We start from the raw sequence: 22,713 nt of genomic DNA on the forward strand, positions 1-22,713 counted from the left end.
GCGGGGACGATTACTTGCCGTAGATATCGAAGGCGAAGTACTTGTCCTGGATTTGCTTGTACTTGCCGTTCTCGCGAATGGCTGCGATCGCGGTGTTGATCTTGTCTTTCAGCGCGTCGCCCTTGCGAACCGCGATACCTACGCCGTCGCCGAAGTATTTGACGTCGGTGAAGGCCGGGCCAACGAAGGCGAAACCCTTGCCGGCGTCGGTTTTCAGGAAGCCGTCATCCAGCAAGGTCGCATCTGCCACGGTGCCGTCGAGGCGACCGGCGGCCACGTCGAGGTAGATTTCGTTCTGCGAACCGTAAGGCTTGATCTCGGCACCCAGTGGGGCCAGGACTTCGCGGGCGAAACGCTCGTGGATCGAACCACGTTGCACGCCGATGTTCTTGCCCTTCAACTCAGCCAGGTTTTCGCTGACCTGAGTGCCGGCCTTCATGACCAGGCGAGCCGGGGTGTTGTAGTACTTGTTGGTGAAGTCCACGGACTTCTTGCGGTCTTCAGTGATCGACATGGACGACAGGATCGCGTCGATCTTGCGCACTTTAAGTGCCGGGATCAGTCCGTCGAATTCTTGCTCGACCCATACGCACTTGACCTTCATCTCTTCGCACAGGGCGTTACCGATGTCGTAGTCGAAACCCACGATGCTGCCGTCCGGCGCCTTGGAGGCGAACGGAGGGTAAGCTGCTTCGATACCGATTTTTACGGGCTTGTCATCGGCGAAGGTCGGCAGGGACAGCACGGACAGTGCCAGGGCGCCAAGCAGCACAAGTTTCTTCATCTTGGGACTCCATCGGTAAAGGGCAAAAACGGCAGAGTGAGCGACAGCCCAATATGCGAATGGGTTAAACAGCTAAGCGGTGCTGCGTCCTAGAAACCGTGCGTTGATTTCAACGCAGGCAACGACGAGCGAGTGATCGGCATTCTAACGACAGGCCCGAAGCCGATATTTCTTCAATGCGACAACAAATTACAGATGCACCGAGAAAGCCGCTTGAGCGCGTTGACAGCCTTGCAATTTCATGCAAGAGCAAAAGACAGTGAACCGATCTATATTGCAAATTGCGGGCCTATTATTGGCAAACCCTTCTAATCCAGCAAGCGCAGCGTTGTGTCTTTATTTTCATGGCGGGTTTAGAAGCCCTGTAACGGGGCTTTGCGTTTCCCAATGCCTCGTTGCCGGGCGCGCGGTTACACATTCGGTAACTTGAAGAGTGGTGGGTAACAGTGGGAATTGGCCTACGGCGGACACCGATAATTATTGGGCGTTGTTTATGTTTCGCCTGACAGGCTGTCATCGCGGGCAAGCCCGCTCCCACAGGTATTTGAGTTGTGGCGTAGATTGCATGTACTCCACTAACCCTGTGGGAGCGGGCTTGCCCGCGATGAGGCCCGAACCACCAACACAAACCCATCAGCCAATAAAAAACCCCACCAGGCTCAACACCTGGCAGGGCTTCGATGACTCAAGAATCGCTGTTAAGCGACGTTCATGGTCTTGTGCGTATCAATCAAATGCTGCACCACACCCGGATCGGCCAGGGTCGAAATATCCCCCAACCCATCGTATTCGGCCGTAGCAATCTTGCGCAGAATCCGGCGCATGATCTTGCCCGAACGGGTTTTCGGCAGCCCCGGCGCCCACTGAATCACATCCGGCGAAGCAATCGGGCCGATCTCTTTACGCACCCAGTTTTTCAGTTCCAGGCGCAGTTGCTCGCTCGGCTCTTCGCCAGCGATCAACGTGACATAGACATAGATGCCCTGCCCCTTGATGTCGTGCGGCACACCGACCACCGCCGCTTCGGCGACTTTCGGGTGAGCGACCATCGCGCTTTCGATCTCTGCAGTGCCCATGCGGTGACCGGACACGTTAAGTACGTCATCCACACGCCCGGTGATCCAGTAGTAACCGTCCTCGTCACGACGCGCACCGTCACCGGTGAAGTACATGCCACGGAAGGTCTTGAAGTAAGTGTCGACGAAGCGGTCATGGTCGCCATACAGCGTGCGCGCCTGGCCTGGCCACGAATCGAGAATCACCAGGTTGCCCTCGGCCACGCCTTCGATGATGTTACCGAGGTTGTCCACCAGCGCTGGCACCACGCCGAAGAACGGACGTGACGCCGAACCCGGCTTGAGCGCGTGAGCGCCCGGCAGCGGGCTCATCATGTTGCCGCCGGTTTCAGTCTGCCACCAGGTATCGACAATCGGGCAACGGGATTGGCCGACATTCTTGTAGTACCAATCCCACGCTTCCGGGTTGATCGGCTCACCGACCGAACCCAACAGACGCAGGCTGCTGCCGTCAGCGCCTTCAACAGCCGCAGTGTCCGACGCCATCATCGCGCGAATCGCGGTAGGCGCGGTGTAGAGGATGTTGACCTTGTGCTTGTCGACGATCTTCGCCACCCGGGTGATGTCCGGATAGTTCGGCACGCCTTCGAACAGCAGCGTGGTCGCGCCATTGGCCAATGGGCCATAGACGATATAAGTGTGGCCGGTGACCCAGCCGACGTCGGCGGTGCACCAGTAGATTTCGCCCGGACGGTAGTCGAACACGCGCTCGTGGGTCATCGCCGCATACAGCAGATAACCGCCGGTGGTGTGCTGCACGCCCTTCGGCTTGCCGGTGGAACCGGAGGTATAAAGGATGAACAGCGCTTCTTCGGCGCCCATCTCTTTCGGCGCGCACACACTGCCCGCCACTTTCATCAGGTCTTCGTACCAGATGTCGCGATGCTGGTTCCACTTGATGTCGCCACCGGTGCGCTTGCACACGATGACTTTCTGAATGCTGCTGGTTTCCGGGTTAGTCAGCGCGTCGTCGACGTTGGTCTTCAGCGGAATTTTCTTGCCGGCACGAATACCTTCGTCAGCGGTGATCACCACTTTGGATTTGCAGTCGATGATCCGGCCAGCCAGGGCTTCCGGCGAGAAACCACCGAACACTACCGAGTGAATCGCGCCGATCCGGGTGCAGGCCAGCATGGCGACCACGGCTTCGGGGATCATCGGCATATAGATCGTCACCACGTCGCCGCGGTGCACATCCTGGCCGCGCAAGGCGTTGGCGAACTTGCAGACTTGTTCGTGCAGCTCGCGGTAGGTGATGTTGCGGCTTTCGGCAGGGTCATCCCCTTCCCAAATAATCGCGATTTGATCGCCACGCTCGGCCAGATGACGGTCGAGGCAGTTGTAGGAAACGTTCAGCGTGCCGTCGGCGAACCATTTGATGTCGACATGGTGATCGTCGAAGGACGTTTGCTTCACCGTGGTGAAAGGCTTGATCCAGTCGAGGCGCTTGGCTTGTTCGCGCCAGAAGCCGTCCGGGTTGACGACCGACTGCTGGTACATGGCCTTATAGGTGGCCTCGTCAGTCAGCGTATTGGCTGCTACCTCGGGACGAACGGGATACAAAGAAGCCGCACTCATCTTTCTTACCTCGGTGGAATAGTTGTTTTTGTATGGCCCCAGTTGTAGCCGGGCCGGGCCTATAGAACCATTCGACGATGGTAGTAACAAGCCCCTACAAATTATCGTGGATACCCCGAAACCCCACTTCCACGCCTCTTCCAGACAATGCCGGCGTCCTGCAATAACGCGACCTGTAGCAGCTGGCGAAGCCTGCGTTCGGCTGCGCAGCAGTCGTAAAATCAGCAAATGCGGTATGTCAGGCAAATCGCGTTTACCGAATTGCGACTGCTTCGCAGCCGAACGCAGGCTTCGCCAGCTGCTACAGGTCGTGCGTCGCAGCAAAATAAATGTCGTACCTTTTCGGGGATTGTTACCAAATCTGCCAAAGGTGTTTATCAAAAGCACGGCTATATGCACGCCACCCCCAGGCCTAAAATCGGTCTCGCCAACAAGGCAACGTGATTAACCCAGTTACAGCCCCCACGAAGGCAGTTAATCCAAAACTCTTTATTAAAGCTCCACACGCGATCCCAAAAAGATTGCGTGACCCCATTCGACCTAAGAAAGGTAAATTTGAAATGAAAGCTTTATTGGTTCTGGCCCTCAGCAGTCTGTGCGCAACCGCCATGGCGGACGAGGTCCCGACTGATGTCGCACAGCAACAACCCGCCATTGAGGAATACACCTACTCCACCCACCTGGACATCGCCAAAGTCATATCGATGAGCGAAATCCCGAATGTCTGCGAAGTGGTTCCAGCCAAAATGGAGTACGACGACTCCAAAGGTCAGCGGCACATTCTGCGCTACAGCGTCATGGGTAACGGCTGTTCTAACGGCTGATCCGCCCCCTTCTATCTCCCAAGGCTCGCCCCATCCTTTTTAAAGACAGATGAAGCGCCGGGCCTTATATCGACAAACACGATTGTTTTAAGCGTTTATTTGCGCTTTTTAATCAAAATAGTTGGCGTAGGATGAATTCCACACCCAAGGCACAAAACGCCAACGAACCTGGAGCCACTACCATGAAAACCAAACTGATCCTCGCCCTGACCCTTTCCGTCCTGGCCGCTAACACCTTCGCCGCCGATGGCTACAACCGCACTGGCTCGGCTACTTTCACTGAAGCGGCTGTCGCTTCTGATGGTTACGACCATACTGGTTCGGCTTCTTTCGCTTCTGATGGTTTTGATCGCACTGGCGCTGCCAAGGTCGCGGCTGATGGTTTTGATCACACTGGCGCTGCCAAGCTCGCTGCCGATGGTGCTGACCACGTAGGTGCAGCTCGTTTCAGCTGAAAACTGAACGCGACATCACAGCCCGACTTCGGTCGGGCTTAGTTGTGTCTGGAGTGGTCAGAAATCGACCAAAACCACTACATGTAGTAAAAAATGCCGTTTTTGGTTGTTTTTTGAGCAACCTATTCCAAGAACATTTTCAGCCAAAAACTGCACACAATCCCGCCCACAAAACCCCTCCCCTCCCCTGAAAGCCCCGCCCCACCTGGCTTGCAACACAACACCAGACCATAACCACGCGAACACCTTGCTCTCACCGTCAAAAACCAGCCAAAACAGACGAAAAAAAAACTTCCTGCGCCAAAGCCCTGTAAACCCTCGCTCCAACCTGAAAACGTCCCTCGCCGACCACGCCGGGTGCCATTTCGCCGCACCACGGGGCCGAAAATTTCCTTATAATGCGGACTTAAACGGGCCTGCAATATTCCCTTACAGGGGTGAAAAGCCAGTCTGAAGCCCACGCAGAGCGACTCACGTTATTTGCGCCCATCAGCGGCTTCGGAACACCCGTACAAAATTCTGTTTATTGCCTGCGTTGTACTGCTGCAAAAAACGATTTCCTTTAGATCCAACGCGGCCAGAAACGGCTGTGTGAAAAACCAACCTATCAGTTTTCACACGGGCAATCTGGCCCTCACGCAGGAGACGACACGTCATGCTGAGCTGGGACGAATTCGACAAAGAAGACAGCGGCGAGACCGTGGTAAAAGGCGCCAACGCCGGCCACGCGACTGAAGCCAACATGGACCGACTCGACACCGCTGGTGGTGTCGCTGCTCAAGAAGCTCGCGCTGTTACCGCGTCCGACTCCGCCGCAATCGCCCGTGCAAAAGCTGCCTTGGACAACCTCGACATCGCCGAAGGCCTCGCCGAACTCGAAGGCGCCTCCGCCCGTGTGGCTGTCGACGAAAAGCGCATGATCAACTGCCGCGCCGACCTCAACCAGCTCGTCCCATTCAAGTACGACTGGGCATGGCAGAAGTACCTGGACGGCTGCGCAAACCACTGGATGCCGCAAGAAGTCAACATGACCGCCGACATCGCCCTCTGGAAAGACCCGGAAGGCCTGACCGACGACGAGCGCCGCATCGTGATGCGCAACCTCGGCTTCTTCTCCACCGCCGACTCCCTGGTTGCCAACAACCTGGTTCTGGCCGTGTACCGCCTGATCACCAACCCGGAATGCCGCCAGTACATCCTGCGCCAGGCGTTCGAAGAGGCGATCCACACCCACGCCTACCAGTACTGCATCGAATCGTTGGCCATGGATGAAGGCGAGATCTTCAACATGTACCACGAGATCCCATCGGTCGCGAAAAAAGCCACCTGGGGCCTCAAATACACCCGTTCGATCTCCGATCCGAAATTCGAAACCGGCACCGTCGAAACCGACAAAGAATTGCTGCGCAACCTGATCGCCTACTACTGCGTTCTGGAAGGCATCTTCTTCTACTGCGGCTTCACCCAGATCCTCTCCATGGGCCGCCGCAACAAAATGACCGGCGTCGCCGAGCAGTTCCAGTACATCCTGCGCGACGAATCCATGCACCTGAACTTCGGCATCGACGTGATCAACCAGATCAAAATCGAAAACCCGCATTTGTGGGATGCTGAAATGAAGGAAGAAGCTTCGCAGATGATTCTGCAAGGTACTCAGCTGGAGATCGAATACGCTCGTGACACCATGCCTCGTGGGGTGTTGGGCATGAATGCGGCGATGATGGAGGATTACCTGAAGTTTATTGCTAACCGTCGTTTGAGCCAGATTGGTTTGAAGGAAGAGTATCCAGGGACGACTAACCCGTTCCCTTGGATGAGCGAGATTATGGACTTGAAGAAAGAGAAGAATTTCTTTGAGACTCGGGTTATTGAGTATCAGACTGGTGGGGCTTTGAGCTGGGATTGATTCGCATAACGCTGAATTACCGCAAGGGCTACCATTGGTAGCCCTTTTTTATGGCCCTCATCGTGCGATTCAAGATAGTCAGTCTTTGCATCTCCCCTTATCGCCTCAGATTTCACCTGCTACACTGCGGTAGCCTCACCACACATATCGGAAATCGGCATGCAACCTGATATAGAACACGCACGATTCCTAGCAAGGATTCTCAACCGTACTACATTCACTTCGCTTGCTCGCGGCGATGACCCTCGTAACATTTTTAAACATTACTTAAACGTATTAGAATCACACCCACCTGAAACACCCAGCAAGTTGTATGCGTACGTCTACAATTTAATCAGTAAAAACTATAGAAATGAATACATATATAAATCCGCGATTGCGGATCGAATAGTATTTGGTCGACACAGCCCTTCCACTTCTGCGCTGTCAATAGAACTGCCAGTAGGCAGATCTATAGTAGATGCGGCTGTATTCAATGGCACATCTACAGCATACGAAATAAAAACTGAATTCGACAGTCCGAGACGACTTATATCTCAAACTCCTGATTACACCAAGGCCTTTGATAAAATTTATATCGTTACGCATCCACAACATGCGAAGCGCTACGCTGAGAAAGCCGAACCACACATTGGAGTTCTTTCACTAACAACCAAGGGAAGCCTCTCTGAAGTAAAACCAGCCACTAGCAACATAAACAATATCGACCAACAAATCATATTCAGAATGCTACGCAGGGATGAATTTCTACCAGCATTAGAAAGGCTAATTGAAAGAAAAATAGAGCTACCTAATGGAATCATTAGAACTCATTGCGAGAAAATATTCTTAAAACTAAGCAAAGAATCAGCTCACAATATTTACATCAACGCGATGCGCAAACGAACAACTAGCCCTGAAATAGTTAACTTTATGAGAAGCCTTCCTAACCACTTAAGAGTGCTCGGATATTCTTCTTCTCTTTCACGCCCACAAAGAGCCAAACTGCTCAGCGCACTGGAAACCAAGTTAAACTGACAACCCCAACCCAAACAGCAAGGAAAGCAATATGTATAGTCCATATCTTTATGGCCGAGGCTCAGAGCTACTAGCACTAAGATCTTTGATCAGTGAAAAAACAGATCTAACAGGACTAATCCCAATAATAGAGCCTGTATTAGCTGATACTGGCGCTATACATCGTTGCATGGATGCATTTGGAAAAGATAAAAAGGCGCTGGTAATCCTTACGAACCCGACCCAACACGAATACTCTAACAACGCACTAACACAAAACAACTTAATTACTAGCATTCAGAGCTTGTTCGACAGCCACACAACTCTAATACCCGCTTACTGCATAGATTCCACAACAACGCAGAATGACGTAAAAAACTTCCTATCCCATTACAACAAGAAAGAAGTTGCCCTCCTCTACAACAACCCTACCCTAAGCGAAGTGGAAATAAAAACAAACGCAGCACTGAATCAAATTTTATTTCACGTAATACTAAACGATAAAATCTCCACAGCACAGCTCGCCGAAATTCCAAAAAACAAAATCATCGATACTCGCGATTTCTTCAATAAATTAGACCGCAACGCTGACTATAGTGGCAGAGAGCTGTTTACCGACAAGCATAAAAATGTCGGTAACAACATTTATGCGATTGGAGACTACACAATTACTGGTCGCAAGTTAGAAATCGGCGGTGGCAAACCCGGTGCAGTAGCCAGCCATATCACCTTCAAAAACTCTAACACTTCAGATATTTGGATAGAGCACTTCGTTTCAGATGACACTGACAGAAACGTAAGCGATGCAGAAACAAAATTCTTGCAGATGGCGAAAAAGCTAACAAAGCAAGTAAAAGTCCTACCTAATGAGTTTGGCTGGAATAGCAGTTTACAAGCCTACGATGATCACGTTAAGCAAAGCACATGGTCTGGACTAGGAAAAAACAAAGAATACCAAATAAAACATCACATCCAATTGATGCTTGACGTACTGAATAACAGGCTTTAAGAAAAAACAAATAGCCGAGTGTTTTATCTTCTCACTCGGCCAACACCTTGGCGCTCGCAGCTGAAACCAAGCAATAAATCATCTCCTACCAGACTGAATCAGAACTCGGCTCTTGACCCTCGCAGAAAATGCTCCTACGCTCCCTCCTCCGGCGCCTAAGAAACGCCTCAAGTAGCGGCCTGACCGCTCCCGAAAGATGCGGCTTTTTTGTGCCTACGGATTTACCGTGGGCGCGAAAAACCTCTGCTATGTCGGGAGTGGGCTAATACAAGACCCGTAAGGGGAATATGTCCGGCCTTCTACTTGGGGTTTCTTAACTCCCGGCGCCTTAGCCCTAAGAAAGCTATCAAGTAGAGGTAATGGATATGCCTAAGCTTTTTCCCTTCTTATTGAAGGAAATCACCTACAGCTTTACTGCTCAAATAATGCTCCCTACTCGGGAGGCTGATCATGTCTGACTCACACAACCCCATAGTCTTTACCCGTCACAACCTCTCCCTCCACGCCCTCCTCCTAGAAAACCAACCATGGTTCTGCGCCCGCGATATTGGCCGATTGATGGGTGTCCATTTGAGTGATCGTATGGTCAGCAAATTAGACAAAGATCAGCGTCGCGTTTTGTGGATTGAATATTTTCGGCAACCAGAAAAACAGCTGATGCTCAGCGAGTCCGGTGTCTATGCGCTGCTGGTGTATCACTACGTTCCAGGGAATCGCTTGCTACGTGAGTGGTTGACCCATCAGGTGGTGCCGGCCTTGCGCGATGCGGAGCAATCTGAAAATTCGGATCGGCCGATGTTGAGCTTGTTGAATTGGCCGGAAATGTCGTTGAGTCTGCTGCATTGGCAGAATGAAGGTTGGATTCGGTTACGGGACATGCCTTACCTGTTAAACGATCAGACTCAAGGTCGGGTGGATGTATCGAAGCCATGGTGGCGGAGGGTCGCTCAGGTGTTTCAGTCGTAGAAGCATTCGATGGGCTAGGCGCCGTGTTTTTTTAGGAATGCCTGCGAAATCCGTAGCTATTCTTAGCAATTCGTAGACAGCTTTGATGACCAATAAGTATTGCCCGAAGGTTTTCAACCCTCGGGCAATTGTATCGATATCCCAAGTTGGAGTGATCAGGAGTCGGAGTCTTCAGTCATCCGACAAGTAAATCATCTCAAATTTCCCTGCAACCCTCCTCTTACACCACACAACTACCTTAGGTTAAGTCGTCGAAAACCCAACGCCCACTGAGAATGCCTTTCAGTTGTTCAACGCTCAGCAGCTGGTTGGGCTTCTTATGAACAACCGCGTGGCAATTTGCGCAGAGTGTAATCATGTCGGTCGCTGGATCGACCACTTGGTCTTCTTCATATTCAGAAATGGGCTTCACGTGGTGTACGTGGATAAAGCCTTTCGCGTGCTCGCCGTAAGCCTTCTCAAAATCAAATTCACAGGCGTTACATCGAAGTCCATGAATTTCGATTGCTTGCAGCCTAAGCTTTTGTTTACGCTCATATCTGACGCCGTAATAGGCGACTTTTTTCCCTTCAGTGCCGGTAACTCTAGTCTCAAATTCCTGCGCGCCATCGATTGGGCTAGAACCGTCATCCAGTTGCGCCTTCAGCACCGCGTGAGAGCAAATTCTGTCAAATACGGCTTGATCAATTTCCCGAACACTTCTGCGCCAATAATTGTTTTTTAGCCTTTGAGGAATTGGCTCAAGGTATTCTCCATCAATTTTGTTCGGGACTGCAGACTCAAAAGGTTTGAAATCCTCAATATCAGCAAACAGATCACCCTTTGTGCTGTCCTTGTCCGCATATATCTTCCCTACTCGAGCAACACCAAAATAGTGTGGGTTCGCACTCAGGCGCTGATCCGAAAAAGCCTTATTTTTCATTTTCCCTTTGTAGTAAAGCACCTCCATTCCTTCGGAGAGCACCGGTCTGTACTGCTTCGGGAAGTGATACCGGGCCCCGGTTTTATCGGACCACTTCGATACATCATTTTCGGCAATGACAACTGGCATCCATTCATCCTCGTAACAGAAGATGAAGCCTACCAAACAACAAGAAAATTCCTACAAGCTTCGCGAAAAACCCCCACATTTCAATCAGCAAAGGGAGAGTTTCGCTCTAGCAGCTCAATCAAAACCCGCAGAAACATCTCCTTTTTAACAGATGCCGTAGATAGCAAAATCGTAACTGCACCTCATCGTGAGCGAGGCCAAACGTGCCACGCGCACGCAAGATTGAAGGTATTGACGAATTAAGAGGTGCGCTATCACGCCCCTCCCGCTATTAATACCCTTCCCTCTCGCGGACCCGAGCCCACCATGAAATTCGACCTCGCCTACTGCCTCAGCCTCGACGACAAGCTGTCGATCTATGACGTGCGCGATTTGAATTTCGACGAAACCATGGAGTTCGATTCCGCCAAGGAGCACTTCCAGTGCCCCAACGATGCCTGCCGTTCAGCGTTTGATACGACCAACGTGTTGGGCACGTTCAACGCCAAGAACGTGAATTACGTGCGCACGCCGCATTTCAAGAACATTCCCAGCACACGGCATGTCGAGGGTTGTCCTTATGTCAGTCTGAAGACGCCGGCGTCGGGTCTGGACGCGGACGGTGCGGAATCGGATGACAGTCGGGAGGAGCATTTTCCGTCGGAGTTGTTGCTGACTCGGCGTGAGTATGTGCGTAAGCCGTCCAGCACGGCGGTGGCGGCGGATGTTATGCGCGATGAGCCGCGAGAGCCTTCAGCGGCCAGTAACGTCGAGCATCCGAGCCGGGAGTCGGCGCCGGACAAGACCAGTGTCTTCGCCCACCCGGTGGAGTGTTTTGTGTCGAACTTCGAGGACAAGGAGCTGCTCAAGCGCATGCCGCTGAAGATTGGCGAGCACACGGCGCCTTATGGGTCGTTCTTCAAGAAGATCGAATACCTGCAAGACAACAAGGGGCTGATTTACTGGGGCAAGATCAAGGAGATCAAGGATTACACGCAGAGCTTTCGCATCGATTTCGAACAGAAAGTCTGGTTCAAGCAACCGGACGAGGCGAAGAAGAAGCCTTACTCGGTGAATGTTTATCTGAGCAAGAAGCTGATCGACAACTACCGCAAGCGCAAAGCGTTTCTGGAAGAGATCAAGCATGCCGTCGACAGTGACGCGCAGTTGTATTGTTTCTTTTATGGGGTGACGCCGGAGTTGAAGCAGGTGCCGAGCAAGAAAAACCCCGAACAAACGTTCGGGGTGTTCAGTGCCAATATTGAGAACCTGGATCACTTCATTATTCGGGAAGCGCCGGGGTTGGCTGATAAGTGATCAATCCTGCCTCACAATCTCGTCAACCCATTCAAGCTCATAGGGTTGGCGAACAACCTCCGAGATGTAGTCCAGCGCATCTTCACTGAGAACTGATAATTCGGCGTCGGTCAGCAAGTCGTGCATGACCATCAACCACAAGCCTCTGAGCGCACTTGAACGGGATTGACTGTTATGGTCAAAGGCCTGGGCCATGTCCTTGTTCCGATCCTGGATCAATCCATAGAGCATTCCGTATCGAGCGTGAGCTGACAGCGCCCCGTGTTGGGCAATCGTTTTGGCATCGGCAAGAACACCTTGGCAAAATCGATCGAGCGCGATCTTGCGCAGTTCCTTGAATTTCTTCCAGTCGCTTTCGAGGATCGGCATGACATTCTCCTGCGTGAAATCTTGAACAGTGCTAAGTCCTATTCTTGCGAATAAGCCGACTGATTCCAAGCTCACTTGGCGCACATACTCAGCATCACCAAAACCAGCAAACCAATATAAACCCGCGCATGCACCCGATCCGGTATCCGCCCGATCCACGGCGTGGCCAGGCGAATCCCCACCAACGCCCCAACCGTCAGCACCGCAAACGCCAGCACATCCACATAACCGACAAACCACAGCCCCAGATCAAACTCGGCAAACCCCGCCATCGCCAAGTAAGTCAGCGTCCCGGCCACCGCAACCGGCAGACTCAACGGATTGGCCATGGACGTCGCTCGAGACATGCTCAGCCCACAACGCCGCAGCAACGGCACGGTCATGACGCTGCCGCCCACGCCGAGAAACGTGGCGATGGTGCCGATGCCTACACCGCCGCCAGACACTTCTGCCCTGCCCAATCGCCGTGGGATTACGGCGTCAGGCTGTGTGAGAAAACCGCGTCGGAACAGGCAGTCCAGAATCGTCACGCCGAGGTAGGCGATGAAGGCAAAACGGATCAGCTCGCCACTCGCCCACATCGCAGCAACGGCTCCGACGATAGCGCCCAGGCCGATGAACCCGCCCAACGGCCACACGTAATGGCGAATGAGATTACCGGCGCGGTGATGTTTTGCGGTGGCGATCAGGGCGTTGACGATCATCACGCAGGTCGAGGTGGCCACGGCGATGTGCATCGCCGATTGGCTGATGGGATCGTCGGCGCCGTGGCTGGCCGTGAGCATGCGGTACAGCAGGGGCACGACGACGAATCCGCCGCCGAAGCCGAACAGCACGGCGGTGACGCCGGTCATGCAGCCGAAGAGTGCCAGCAAGAGGTAGAAGAACATCGCGCATCGTCCGTTGGTTGAGAGTGGCCGACGATAGAGCGATGGGGCTTGGCCTGCTTCAGCAAGTCAGCCAATAATGTTTGCGTTTACGCCAACCGCTGGATGCTGCTCGATGCGCAATGTTTCGATTGATCTGCTGGACGATACGCCACGGCCGGTGGTGGCCATCGGCACGGATTACCCCGACGGTCGTCTGTTGCCGCGCCATAGCCACTGGCGGGCGCAGTTGTTGTACGGCGCCACCGGGGTGATGCAGGTGAGTACGCACGATGGCAATTGGGTGGTGCCGCCGCAGCGGGCGGTATGGATTCCGCCGGGGGTGGCGCATGAGGTGTTGATGCTGGGGGTGAGCACCCGCAGTTTGTACATCGAACCGGGGGCGGTTGATTTGGGCAATTGCTGCCAGGTGATCAGTGTTTCGCCGTTGATGCGGCATTTGTTGATGGAGGCGGTGGAGGTTGCGCTGGAGTACGACGAGGCCGGGCGCGACGGTGCGCTGATCGACTTGTTGCTGCATGAACTGGCTCGTAGCGCTCACTTGCCGTTGCACATTCCGTTGCCTGTGGATTCGCGGCTGCTTGGGTTGTGTCAGATGTTTCTCCAGCAACCGAACGCTCACCAATCGCCGCAACAATGGGCCGATCAGTTGCATATCAGCCTGCGTACTTTCAATCGCCTGTTCCGCCAGCAGACTGGCCTGAGTTTCAGCCAATGGCGGCAGCGGGCCTGTGTGGTGCTGGCTTTGGCGCGGCTGGCGGTGGGCACGCCGGTAACGCGGATTGCGCTGGATTTTGGTTATGACAGCCCGGCGGCGTTCTCGACGATGTTTCGTCGTGTGCTGGGGCAAGCCCCGTCCGTTTGGTTGGAGGGGGTGAAATAGAGAGCTCGCGGCAAGCGCAGCACCTGTGGGAGCGTGGCTTGCCCGCGAAGAATGCACCGCGGTTTTTCAGGTATTACGCGTCATCGTTCTTCGCGGGCAAGCCACGCTCCCACAGGCTCTGCGCTTGGCACTTCATTTTCTTTACTGATCGGTCTTAGCCACTGCCTTGTTCTGACAGCAACTCAAAACTCTGCTCCTTCACATCCTGGGAATCCAGACCGATTTGCACCCGGAATTCGCCTGGTTCGGCGGCGTATTCCAACTGGCTGTTGAAGAACTTCAAGTCGTTCTCATTGATGCTGAAATGGACCGCTTTCTCCTCTCCGGCCTTGAGCATGATTTTTTGAAAGTTCTTCAGTTCTTTGACCGGACGGCTGACGGAGCCAACGACATCGCGGATGTACAGTTGAACCACCGTTTCGCCGTCGCGCTGGCCGATGTTCTTCACCATGATGCTGGCGACGAGATTGTCGGTCTTGTTCAGTGTGGTCGAAGACAGGGCCATGTCGGTCAGGCTGAAATCGGTATAACTCAGCCCATAGCCGAAGGGATAAAGCGGACCGTGGGATTGATCGAAATATTGAGACGTGTAGTTGCGAAGCGCACCCGCTATGTAGGGGCGACCGGTGTTCAAGTGGCTGTAGTAATTGGGAATCTGCCCCACGGAGCGTGGAAAGGTGATGGGTAATTTGCCGGATGGGTTGTAGTCACCGAACAACACATCGGCAACGGCGTTGCCTCCCTCGGAGCCGCTGTACCAGGTTTCCAGAATCGCATCGGCCTGTTTCTGCTCCTTGCCGATGGACAGTGGTCGGCCATTCATCAATACCAGTACCAGCGGCTTGCCGGTGGCTTTAAGCGCGGTGATCAATTCACTCTGGCGCCCAGGCAGATCAAGGCTGGTTCGACTGGCCGCTTCATGAGACATACTGCGGGGCTCGCCCACCACCGCAATCACAACATCGGCTTGCTGTGCAGCCTTCACCGCTTCGTCAATCATTTCAGCTGCCGGACGAGGGTCGTTCGCGATTTCGGACACTCCCTGGTATTCCAGGTATTTAACGACCTCCTGATCCTCCTCGAGATTGGCGCCTCGGGCATAGATCAGCGAGCCCTGGTTCATCGCGTTTTTCAGCCCGTCGTAGATCGTCACTGATTGCGCGGGCACGCCGCTTGCGGACCAACTGCCCATGATGTCGACGGTACTTTTTGCCAATGGGCCTATGAGCGCGATCACGCCCTCTTTTTTTAACGGCAAGAGCGAATTTTCATTCTTCAGCAGCACCAACGTCTTGCGCGCGACCTCACGGGCCTGCGTTCTGTGCAGACGGTATTCGGCGTTGTTATCAGCGGGGTCTTCACTGGCAATGCCGATGCGCCGGTAAGGGTCTTCGAACAGCCCCATGTCGTACTTGGCCCCCAGCACTTCCCGCACCGCGTTATCAATATTGCTCTGGGAAATAGCGCCTGACTCAAGCAGCCCCGATAGCTCCGGCCCATAGGAGAAATCGTTCATGCTCATATCAACGCCAGCCCTGATCGCGAGCCTGGCCGCTTCGCGGTGATTCTTCGCCACACCATGCTGGACCAGATCGTTTATCCCGTTATGGTCGCTGATGACCAGTCCCTTGAAGCCCCATGCTTTGCGAAGCAGGTCTTGCATCAACCAGGCATTTGAAGCGGCTGGCACGCCATTTATCGAGTTAAGCGCCACCATCATCGCCCCCGCGCCACCCTCAATGGCCGAACGATAAGGTGGCAGGTAATCCTGGTGCATTCTGGCCAGGCCCATGTCGACGCTGTTGTAGTCGCGCCCACCCTCTACAGCCCCATACAACGCAAAGTGTTTGGCGCTGGCCATGATGCTGTCGGGTGCATTCGGGCTTGTGCCCTGGTAGGCCTGAACCATCGCTTTGGCAATGCGCGAAACCAGGTAGGTGTCTTCGCCAAAGCCTTCGGAGGTGCGTCCCCAACGAGGATCCCGGGCGATATCTATCATCGGGGCGAAGGTCATATCGATACCGTCCGCACTGGCTTCTTTTGCCGCTATGCGACCGCTTAACTCGATAGCGGCAATATCCCAGCTGGAGGCCAATGCCAGGCCAATGGGGAAAATGGTTCGATGGCCGTGTATCACGTCCCAGCCAAAAAACATCGGTATTTTCAGACGGCTTTGTTGAGACGCGTCCTGCATGGGTCGGTTTACGTAGCGGCTTACAGAGCCGTAGGTAGCACCGATTCGCCCGGCGGCGATCTCTTCGCGTATTTTTTCGGGCGTCATCTTTTCATCAATAGCGATCAGCCGCAGTTGGCCGATTTTTTCCTCCAGTGTCATCTGATTTATCAGGTTGCTGACAAAGGCCTCTTTACTTAACGATGCCATATCAGCCACGACAGGCAGGCTTGTAAAACCGATCAGGGCACAAAGCAGACGTAGTCTTTTCATGATTCCCTTCCCCGCATAACGCTGTGACGCACTGCGTCATAAACGCCACCTTTCCCTGTATTGAAAATCAGAAAGCTGACGTTCAATCATTGCTGCTACGGGAGCTGAAAGCCCTGAGCTATCGGGATCCCGCATAGAAACAGCGTAGTCGCTCCCAAGCTCCTGCCTGACTGAAAAGTGTAATCAATCAAAAAAATGAGTTTGATCCGGGATCAAAACAACTGTACAAAAACACAGTACATTTTGAATCAGCACTCTCGAGTCCGGAGAACACCATGGCCACTCTTGCGATGAAAATCACCCTGGAACGTATCGCCCTCTTCCAGTTCACCCCCGCCCACTGTGCCCAGGCCCGAGCGATGCTGGGCTGGAGTGTTGAAGAGTTATCCGAGGAGTCCGGGGTTTCCGTTGACGCCATTCAGCGTTTCGAGGCGGAACGCGATGTGCTGGATGTCACCCGGCTGGCGTTGGCGTATCGGTTTGAGTCGCAAGGTCTGGTGTTCTTCCCGGGGTTTGCACCGGGCAGAGGGATGAATGTGCGAGGGTCGACACCGGATCCGGTGGGGCGGGCGGATTATGCGATGGTTGAGTGAGGTGTCAGCAGATGAATGAAATCGATGGAAGCAACAGCTGCGTTTATGAGGCGCTGGGCTATCCCGAGGCGAGTGAGATGCGGGCCAAAGCCGAACACGTCATGAAGATCGGCATGCTCCTCGAAACCGGTCGGCTGAGTCAGACCGAGGCTGCGCAAAGGCTCGGACTGTCTCAGGAAGAACTGGACGAAATACTGAGTGGAAAATTTCGCGATTTGACCGTGGCAAAGATCTCGGAATATCCAAACCTGCTGCTGGATGAACGCAGATAGATGGGTCAAAAACCCGGGCCGCACCTAATACCACCGACATCCTCTTTGTAGCAGCTGGCGAAGCCTGCGTTCGGCTGCGCAGCAGTCGTGAATCCGGCTGACGCGGTCTGTCTGACGTACCGCAATCTCTGATTTTACGACTGCTGCGCAGCCGAACGCAGGCTTCGCCAGCTGCTACAGATCGCATTACGGCATAACTGAGCCGCATAGGGCCGCTCCTATAGCGAGCAGCCCGGCCGCACAACATCAAGATCAAGCGTTCTGAGGCGCCATCGGATCGCTTACACCTTCCAGATCCAGCCACCAGGTATGACCACGCTGCGGATACATCACATTGAACGCCTCGCCCATCTGCGGTGTGGTAATCGACACGCTCCGCTCCCAGGCCAACGCCAAAATACGGTCGAAAGGTTCGTACCAGGCGTGCATCGACAGGTCGAAGGTGCCGTTGTGGATTGGCAGCAACCAGCGCCCTTTAAGGTCTATGTGCGCTTGCAGGGTTTGCTCGGGCTGCATGTGAACGTGCGGCCACTCGACGTTGTAAGCGCCGGTTTCCATGAGCGTGAGGTCGAATGGGCCGTACTGTTCGCCGATGCGTTTGAAGCCGTCGAAGTAGCCGCTGTCGCCACTGAAGAAGATCCGCGTGTCGCCGTCGATCATCACCCACGATGCCCAAAGGGTGCTGTTGGCGTCGAACAGGCCACGACCGGAAAAGTGCTGCGAAGGTGTGGCGACGAATTGAAAGCCATCGACCTCGGTGCTCTGCCACCAATCCAGTTGGCGCACTTTGCTGGCATCGATTCCCCATTTGATCAGGGTGTCGCCCACCCCCATCGGTGTGAGGAAGTATCGGGTTTTGTCCGCCAGTTTGAGGACGGCCTGATAATCGAGGTGGTCGTAGTGATCGTGGGAGAGGATCACCGCTTCAATCGGCGGCAGGTCTTCGAGACTGATCGGTGGCTGGTGGAAACGCTTGGGGCCGGCCCACTGCACCGGTGAGGCGCGTTCGGCGAAAACCGGGTCGGTGATCCAGAATTTGTCCCGAAGCTTCAGCAATACGGTGGAATGACCAAGGCGATAGACGCTGTGGTTGGGCGCAGCGATCAACGCAGCCTGGGTCAGGGTTTGCACCGGGACGGAGGCGGACGGCCGGGTGTCGCGTGGTTTGTGGAAAATGAAGTTCCACAGAATGCGCAAGGTTTGGCGAACGCCTTGGCGCTGCACCGGCATATGGTTTCGGTACTGCCCTTGAGCCTGTCGTGAAGCTTCAGGCGTTGAGGCGTTATCCGCTGGAGAAGTTGAAGTGGCCATGACTGAATGACTCCAGAAAAACCGCACAATTGACGATCTTCCGTGTGGGACGATAAATGGCCAACGCATGCACGCTCAGCCGGAGATTCTATTTTTTACTGGGCAGGATTAACAAAACATTACACTGCACAGTGTAGTTCCAAGGTTGCATCAAAGCTGATCACAAGTAAACTACCAAGTGTAGTTCCCCACTTCTTCCTGCCTAAGCGTATTTATGACAGCTCCACAGCGCCTCACTGACCGTAAACGCGAAGCCATCATCCAGGCGGCGATTGCCGAATTCCGTGCCAACGGTTTCGACATCACCAGCATGGACAAGATCGCCGCCACCGCTGGCGTGTCGAAGCGCACCGTGTACAACCACTTCCCAAGCAAAGAAGAGTTGTTCGCCGAAATCCTCAATCAATTGTGGGCGCGGGTAACGGCTGAACAGGAAGCGGCCTATCGCCCTGACTTGCCCCTGCGCGATCAGTTGCGCCTGATGCTGCAGGCGAAACTGCAGATGCTGTCCGATGACAATTTTCTCGACCTGGCGCGAGTGGCAATCGCCGCCACCATCCATTCTCCTGAGCGCGCGCAAAACATGGTCACCCGGATGGGCGAGCGCGAAGAAAGCCTGACCGTGTGGATTCGCGCTGCCCAGGCTGATGGCCTGTTGAAACCGGTCGCACCCGAGTTCGCCGCGCAACAGGTCCAGGGATTGCTCAAGTCCTTTGCGTTCTGGCCGCAGATCTCCATGGGCCAGCCAGGCTTGTCACCCGAGATGCAGCACACCGTTGTCGAGTCGGCGCTAGACATGTTCCTGGCCTGTTATGAGCTCTGAATCGAGCTGCAAAAAATGACAATGTCCGCGGCTTTATCGCTGACCGATCGCTCTGAGTAGAAACACCGAAATGTGTTTCAGAATGAAACTGGCGCCGGGGCTATAGTGAGCCTGAGTCCCAGCGGCCATGCAGAGAGCACTATGAGCACCCCGACCCGCGAAACCCAAACCGAAACCACCGGCCCCGTCGATCACCTGCGCTTCCATCGTCCTCACGATCATCTGGCACCCACTTTCGGTACCGACCGTTTTGCCCTGCGCGCCGAGGCCTTTGCGCGGTTCTTCGGCACGCCGACGTTTCTCGGCGCCCAGACCCTGATCGTGGTGGTCTGGATTTGCCTGAACTTGTCCGGCGTGACCGATTTCGATGTGTACCCGTTCATCCTGCTTAACCTGGCATTCAGCCTGCAAGCGGCCTATGCCGCACCGCTGATTCTGCTGGCCCAGACGCGTCAGGCGGCGCGGGACAAAGCCCAATCAGACGCCGATGCGCGACATCGTGAAGCCTTGGCCGTGGCCAACAGCGATCGTCAGGCCCAGGCCGCGCGACACACCGCGCAACTGTTGGAACTGCTGGAGCAAAACACCCGGCTCACCGAAATCACCAAGACCCTGACCGAGCGTATCGAAAGCCTGACGTCGGAAATGCATCAACACTTCGTAGGCAAAGAGCCGCCGAAGGCGTGATCCGACTCAAGGCAACTTCAGCGCCCGCCCCAACTCATCGAACAACGTCACCACCGAGCGCAACGCGCGGCAGTCTGGGCGAGTGAGCAACCACAGTGCGGTGTCGTAACCGTGCAAGGGCTCGGACAACGGTTGCAGTCCATCACCGATGAGGAAGTCCGGCAATGCCGCGACACCCAGCCCGGCCCGTACCAACTCGGTCACCGACAACATGCTGTTGCAGCGATAGCTCGGTGTCACGCCAGGCAATTGTTGACGTCGCCAGGCGACGGTGGGGTGATCGGGCAGGAAGTCGTCCGGAGCTATCCAGGTCAATGCAGCCAGGTCGTGGGAATCAACCGATTGCAGATAGGCCGCACTGGCACAGACCCGGTAGGAAATATCCGCCAGCCGCCGTCCAACCAAATGCTCGGGTGGCGTGCGGGTCAGCCGCAAGGCGATATCGGCGTCGCGACGGCTGAGGTTGGCGAAGTCGTTGGAGGTACAGAGTTCAATGGTCAGCGCCGGGTAAGACGGCATGAACCGCGCCAGTGCCGGTAACAATAAACTTTGCAGGACTGAATCGGTGCAGGTCAGGCGCACGGTGCCGCTGATGACTTCACCGCCCTGCTCCACGCCAATGCGCGCCGCCTCCAGCGCTTGTTCGGCGCGCTCAGCCTGCTCGGCCAGGGTCTGCGCCAGCGTGGTCGGCAGGTAACCGGAGCGACTCTTTTCGAACAGTTGCTGGCCCAACGCGGCTTCCAGACGGCGGACGGCGCGAAACACCGTCGAGACATCGACTTTCAACAACGCCGAAGCCCGGGCCAGAGAGCCACCGCGCACTAGGGCGAGGATCAGGGACAGGTCCGGGTAGTCCAGTAGATAGTGCGTCGGTGCATTGATCACTTGGGGTAGCGCCAATATTGATTGCGTGAACGCCAATCTATAGTGGGTGCCAGGAATCAACAAGCGCCGAGATCACTCATGGAAACCAACGCCATCCGCATCGCCCTGATCGGCGATCACGACCCTCAGGTCACCGCCCACCAAGCCATTCCAGTCGCCCTCGGCATGGCCGCCGAACACTCAGGCAGGGACATACAGTTCCAATGGTTGGCCACCGATACCATCAACGCCGATACGCCACTGAATGACTTCGATGGTTTCTGGTGCGTGCCCGCCAGCCCTTATCGCGACATGAACGGTGCGTTACGGGCGATCCGTTTTGCCCGCGAGCAGCAGCGACCTTTCCTTGGCACTTGCGGCGGTTTTCAGCACGCGGTACTCGAATTCGCCCGCAATGTTCTGGGCTGGGAGGATGCCGAACATGGCGAGACCTCGCCCGATGCGACGCGAGCATTACTCACGCCGCTAACCTGTTCGCTGGTGGAGGCCGTCGACAGCATTCATTTGGTTGAAGGCTCGTTGATTGCCGAGGCGTACGAAAACGCTGAAATTCGCGAGGGATATCACTGCCGTTATGGCGTGAATCCTGAGTTTGAACGGGAGCTACTGAAACAGCAGTTGCACGCGGTTGGCCACGACTCGGCGGGGGATCTGCGGGCGGTGGAGCTAAAAGATCATCCGTTCTTCGTCGCCACGCTGTTCCAACCGGAACGCGCCGCGCTCAAGGGTATTCTGCCGCCATTGGTCCGCGCGTTGATCGAGGCTTGTGCGAGGCAAAAATCATGATCGCCCAGACATCGGCAACGCCTTACTACGCCGTGATTTTCACCTCGCTGCGCACCGACGGCGATCACGGTTACGAGCAGGCCGCCGAACGCATGGTGGAACTGGCCCGGGAGCAACCCGGCTTCCTTGGCGTGGAATCGGCCCGGGGTGCGGATGGGCTCGGGATAACGGTGTCCTACTGGGATAGCGAAGCGGCGATCCTGGCCTGGAAACACCATCCCGAGCACAGCGCGATTCGTGAGCGCGGGCGGTCGACCTGGTATTCGGCGTGTCATACGCGGGTGTGCAGGGTTGAGCGGGCGTATGCGTTCAAACAGTAAATGATGCGGTGTTCTGGAGGCCGTCTTCGCGGGCAAGCCCGCTCCCACAGGGATCTCCTGCGCACACAAGATTTGTGCCCAATAGGGATCAAATGTGGGAGCGGGCTTGCCCGCGAAGAGGCCAGAACAAACACCACAAAACCTCAACCCCGCACCAAACTCCTCACCGCCGTAATCTGCGGCACTTCCCGCCGATTCATGTACACCCGTAACGGTTCGGTGATGTTGATCCGGTCGTCGATGTTCTGGTCCAGCAGCAGCTGGATCAGTTCGCGCTTGAGCGTCATGGTCTGCTCGGGGCCAGGAGCCCAGACAAATTCACTGGTGGGGATGATGCCGTCATCAGCCACGTCCATGCCGAACGAGTCTTCGCTGAAACGAACGATGTATTGGCCGGTCTTGCGATTGAGGCCAACGAAGCCTTTGAGTTGGTCGGCGGCCTGGCAAATGAGCTGGGAAGTGATGCGCATGATAAACCTCACAAAAGGTCGAAGGACCGGTGATCGATGG

The 22,713-nt window shown here is 55.0% G+C and carries 23 protein-coding genes; 14 read left to right on the plus strand and 9 right to left on the minus strand.

All coding sequences use genetic code 11. From position 1 onward, the window contains the following. Positions 1-10: 10 nt before the first annotated feature. Positions 11-784, minus strand: a complete 774-nt coding sequence (locus tag JFU11_RS02800; protein ID WP_008009943.1) for an ABC transporter substrate-binding protein — start codon at positions 782-784, stop codon at positions 11-13. Positions 785-1,482: 698 nt separating this feature from the next. Continuing rightward, entirely contained in the window at positions 1,483-3,438 is a 1,956-nt protein-coding gene (gene acs, locus JFU11_RS02805; RefSeq protein ID WP_201059687.1) for an acetate--CoA ligase, read from the minus strand. A 560-nt stretch (positions 3,439-3,998) separates the two neighbouring features. On the opposite strand from acs, the gene JFU11_RS02810 reads away from it, so the two are divergent. From JFU11_RS02810 to JFU11_RS02835, 6 genes are all read left to right on the plus strand, one after another. Continuing rightward, a complete protein-coding gene (locus JFU11_RS02810) occupies positions 3,999-4,262 on the plus strand; it encodes a DUF2790 domain-containing protein (RefSeq protein WP_038979415.1) in 264 nt (87 codons plus the stop codon). A 182-nt stretch (positions 4,263-4,444) separates the two neighbouring features. Then, on the plus strand, positions 4,445-4,717 hold the full coding sequence (locus JFU11_RS02815; RefSeq protein ID WP_201059689.1) for a hypothetical protein: 273 nt from the start codon (positions 4,445-4,447) through the stop codon (positions 4,715-4,717). Between the two features lie 655 nt (positions 4,718-5,372). Beyond that, the gene (locus JFU11_RS02820; protein WP_008034875.1) at positions 5,373-6,623 is read left to right on the plus strand and encodes a ribonucleotide-diphosphate reductase subunit beta; all 1,251 of its coding nucleotides are present in this window, start codon (positions 5,373-5,375) and stop codon (positions 6,621-6,623) included. Positions 6,624-6,782: 159 nt separating this feature from the next. Further along, positions 6,783-7,640: a sce7726 family protein gene (locus JFU11_RS02825; RefSeq protein WP_201059691.1), complete on the plus strand. Its 858-nt coding sequence runs from the start codon at positions 6,783-6,785 to the stop codon at positions 7,638-7,640. 31 nt (positions 7,641-7,671) lie between these two features. After that, positions 7,672-8,628 (plus strand): sce7725 family protein, encoded by a 957-nt coding sequence (locus tag JFU11_RS02830; protein ID WP_201059693.1) that lies wholly within the window; start codon positions 7,672-7,674, stop codon positions 8,626-8,628. A gap of 450 nt (positions 8,629-9,078) precedes the next feature. Further along, positions 9,079-9,594, plus strand: a complete 516-nt coding sequence (locus JFU11_RS02835) for a Bro-N domain-containing protein (protein ID WP_201059695.1) — start codon at positions 9,079-9,081, stop codon at positions 9,592-9,594. 238 nt (positions 9,595-9,832) lie between these two features. Here the strand turns inward: JFU11_RS02835 and JFU11_RS02840 are convergent, their stop codons facing one another. Beyond that, entirely contained in the window at positions 9,833-10,645 is an 813-nt protein-coding gene (locus JFU11_RS02840; protein ID WP_201059697.1) for an HNH endonuclease, read from the minus strand. A gap of 306 nt (positions 10,646-10,951) precedes the next feature. Between JFU11_RS02840 and JFU11_RS02845 the strand changes: the two genes are divergently transcribed. Beyond that, positions 10,952-11,941: a hypothetical protein gene (locus tag JFU11_RS02845; RefSeq protein ID WP_201059699.1), complete on the plus strand. Its 990-nt coding sequence runs from the start codon at positions 10,952-10,954 to the stop codon at positions 11,939-11,941. Here JFU11_RS02845 and JFU11_RS02850 read toward each other — a convergent pair whose 3' ends face one another. Together JFU11_RS02850 and JFU11_RS02855 are read right to left on the minus strand one after the other, a co-directional pair. Further along, entirely contained in the window at positions 11,942-12,310 is a 369-nt protein-coding gene (locus JFU11_RS02850) for a hypothetical protein (protein WP_038979409.1), read from the minus strand. Between the two features lie 71 nt (positions 12,311-12,381). Then, entirely contained in the window at positions 12,382-13,200 is an 819-nt protein-coding gene (locus JFU11_RS02855; RefSeq protein ID WP_201059701.1) for a sulfite exporter TauE/SafE family protein, read from the minus strand. A gap of 112 nt (positions 13,201-13,312) precedes the next feature. On the opposite strand from JFU11_RS02855, the gene JFU11_RS02860 reads away from it, so the two are divergent. Beyond that, on the plus strand, positions 13,313-14,080 hold the full coding sequence (locus JFU11_RS02860; protein ID WP_201059703.1) for a helix-turn-helix transcriptional regulator: 768 nt from the start codon (positions 13,313-13,315) through the stop codon (positions 14,078-14,080). A gap of 154 nt (positions 14,081-14,234) precedes the next feature. Here the strand turns inward: JFU11_RS02860 and bglX are convergent, their stop codons facing one another. Then, a complete protein-coding gene (bglX, locus tag JFU11_RS02865) occupies positions 14,235-16,526 on the minus strand; it encodes a beta-glucosidase BglX (protein ID WP_201059705.1) in 2,292 nt (763 codons plus the stop codon). Positions 16,527-16,801: 275 nt separating this feature from the next. Here bglX and JFU11_RS02870 point away from each other — a divergent pair, with 275 nt between their 5' ends. Both JFU11_RS02870 and JFU11_RS02875 read left to right on the plus strand, forming a co-directional pair. Next, positions 16,802-17,119, plus strand: coding sequence for a helix-turn-helix transcriptional regulator (locus JFU11_RS02870; protein WP_038979406.1), 318 nt, complete (start codon positions 16,802-16,804; stop codon positions 17,117-17,119). Between the two features lie 11 nt (positions 17,120-17,130). After that, positions 17,131-17,391, plus strand: a complete 261-nt coding sequence (locus JFU11_RS02875; RefSeq protein WP_123721885.1) for an XRE family transcriptional regulator — start codon at positions 17,131-17,133, stop codon at positions 17,389-17,391. 252 nt (positions 17,392-17,643) lie between these two features. Here JFU11_RS02875 and JFU11_RS02880 read toward each other — a convergent pair whose 3' ends face one another. Next, complete coding sequence (locus JFU11_RS02880) at positions 17,644-18,702, minus strand: MBL fold metallo-hydrolase (protein WP_123721886.1); 1,059 nt, start codon at positions 18,700-18,702, stop codon at positions 17,644-17,646. Between the two features lie 214 nt (positions 18,703-18,916). Between JFU11_RS02880 and JFU11_RS02885 the strand changes: the two genes are divergently transcribed. After that, positions 18,917-19,525 carry a TetR/AcrR family transcriptional regulator gene (locus JFU11_RS02885; RefSeq protein ID WP_123721887.1) on the plus strand — a complete coding sequence of 203 codons (609 nt, stop codon included), beginning with the start codon at positions 18,917-18,919 and terminating at the stop codon, positions 19,523-19,525. A 141-nt stretch (positions 19,526-19,666) separates the two neighbouring features. Further along, the gene (locus JFU11_RS02890; RefSeq protein ID WP_201059707.1) at positions 19,667-20,212 is read left to right on the plus strand and encodes a DUF1003 domain-containing protein; all 546 of its coding nucleotides are present in this window, start codon (positions 19,667-19,669) and stop codon (positions 20,210-20,212) included. Positions 20,213-20,218: 6 nt separating this feature from the next. On the opposite strand, the gene JFU11_RS02895 is transcribed toward JFU11_RS02890, so the two are convergent. Beyond that, positions 20,219-21,160: a LysR family transcriptional regulator gene (locus JFU11_RS02895; RefSeq protein ID WP_201121219.1), complete on the minus strand. Its 942-nt coding sequence runs from the start codon at positions 21,158-21,160 to the stop codon at positions 20,219-20,221. A 15-nt stretch (positions 21,161-21,175) separates the two neighbouring features. Here JFU11_RS02895 and JFU11_RS02900 point away from each other — a divergent pair, with 15 nt between their 5' ends. Both JFU11_RS02900 and JFU11_RS02905 read left to right on the plus strand, forming a co-directional pair. After that, a complete protein-coding gene (locus JFU11_RS02900) occupies positions 21,176-21,883 on the plus strand; it encodes a CTP synthase (protein ID WP_123721890.1) in 708 nt (235 codons plus the stop codon). Next, the gene (locus JFU11_RS02905; RefSeq protein WP_123721891.1) at positions 21,880-22,203 is read left to right on the plus strand and encodes an antibiotic biosynthesis monooxygenase; all 324 of its coding nucleotides are present in this window, start codon (positions 21,880-21,882) and stop codon (positions 22,201-22,203) included. The genes JFU11_RS02900 and JFU11_RS02905 overlap by 4 nt, the downstream gene beginning before the upstream one ends. Before the next feature lie 143 nt (positions 22,204-22,346). Here the strand turns inward: JFU11_RS02905 and JFU11_RS02910 are convergent, their stop codons facing one another. Further along, the gene (locus tag JFU11_RS02910; protein ID WP_030132586.1) at positions 22,347-22,673 is read right to left on the minus strand and encodes a DUF2025 family protein; all 327 of its coding nucleotides are present in this window, start codon (positions 22,671-22,673) and stop codon (positions 22,347-22,349) included. Between the last annotated feature and the right edge of the window lie 40 nt (positions 22,674-22,713).

The organism is Pseudomonas sp. TH37 (assembly GCF_016650735.1).
Lineage (GTDB): Bacteria > Pseudomonadota > Gammaproteobacteria > Pseudomonadales > Pseudomonadaceae > Aquipseudomonas > Aquipseudomonas farris.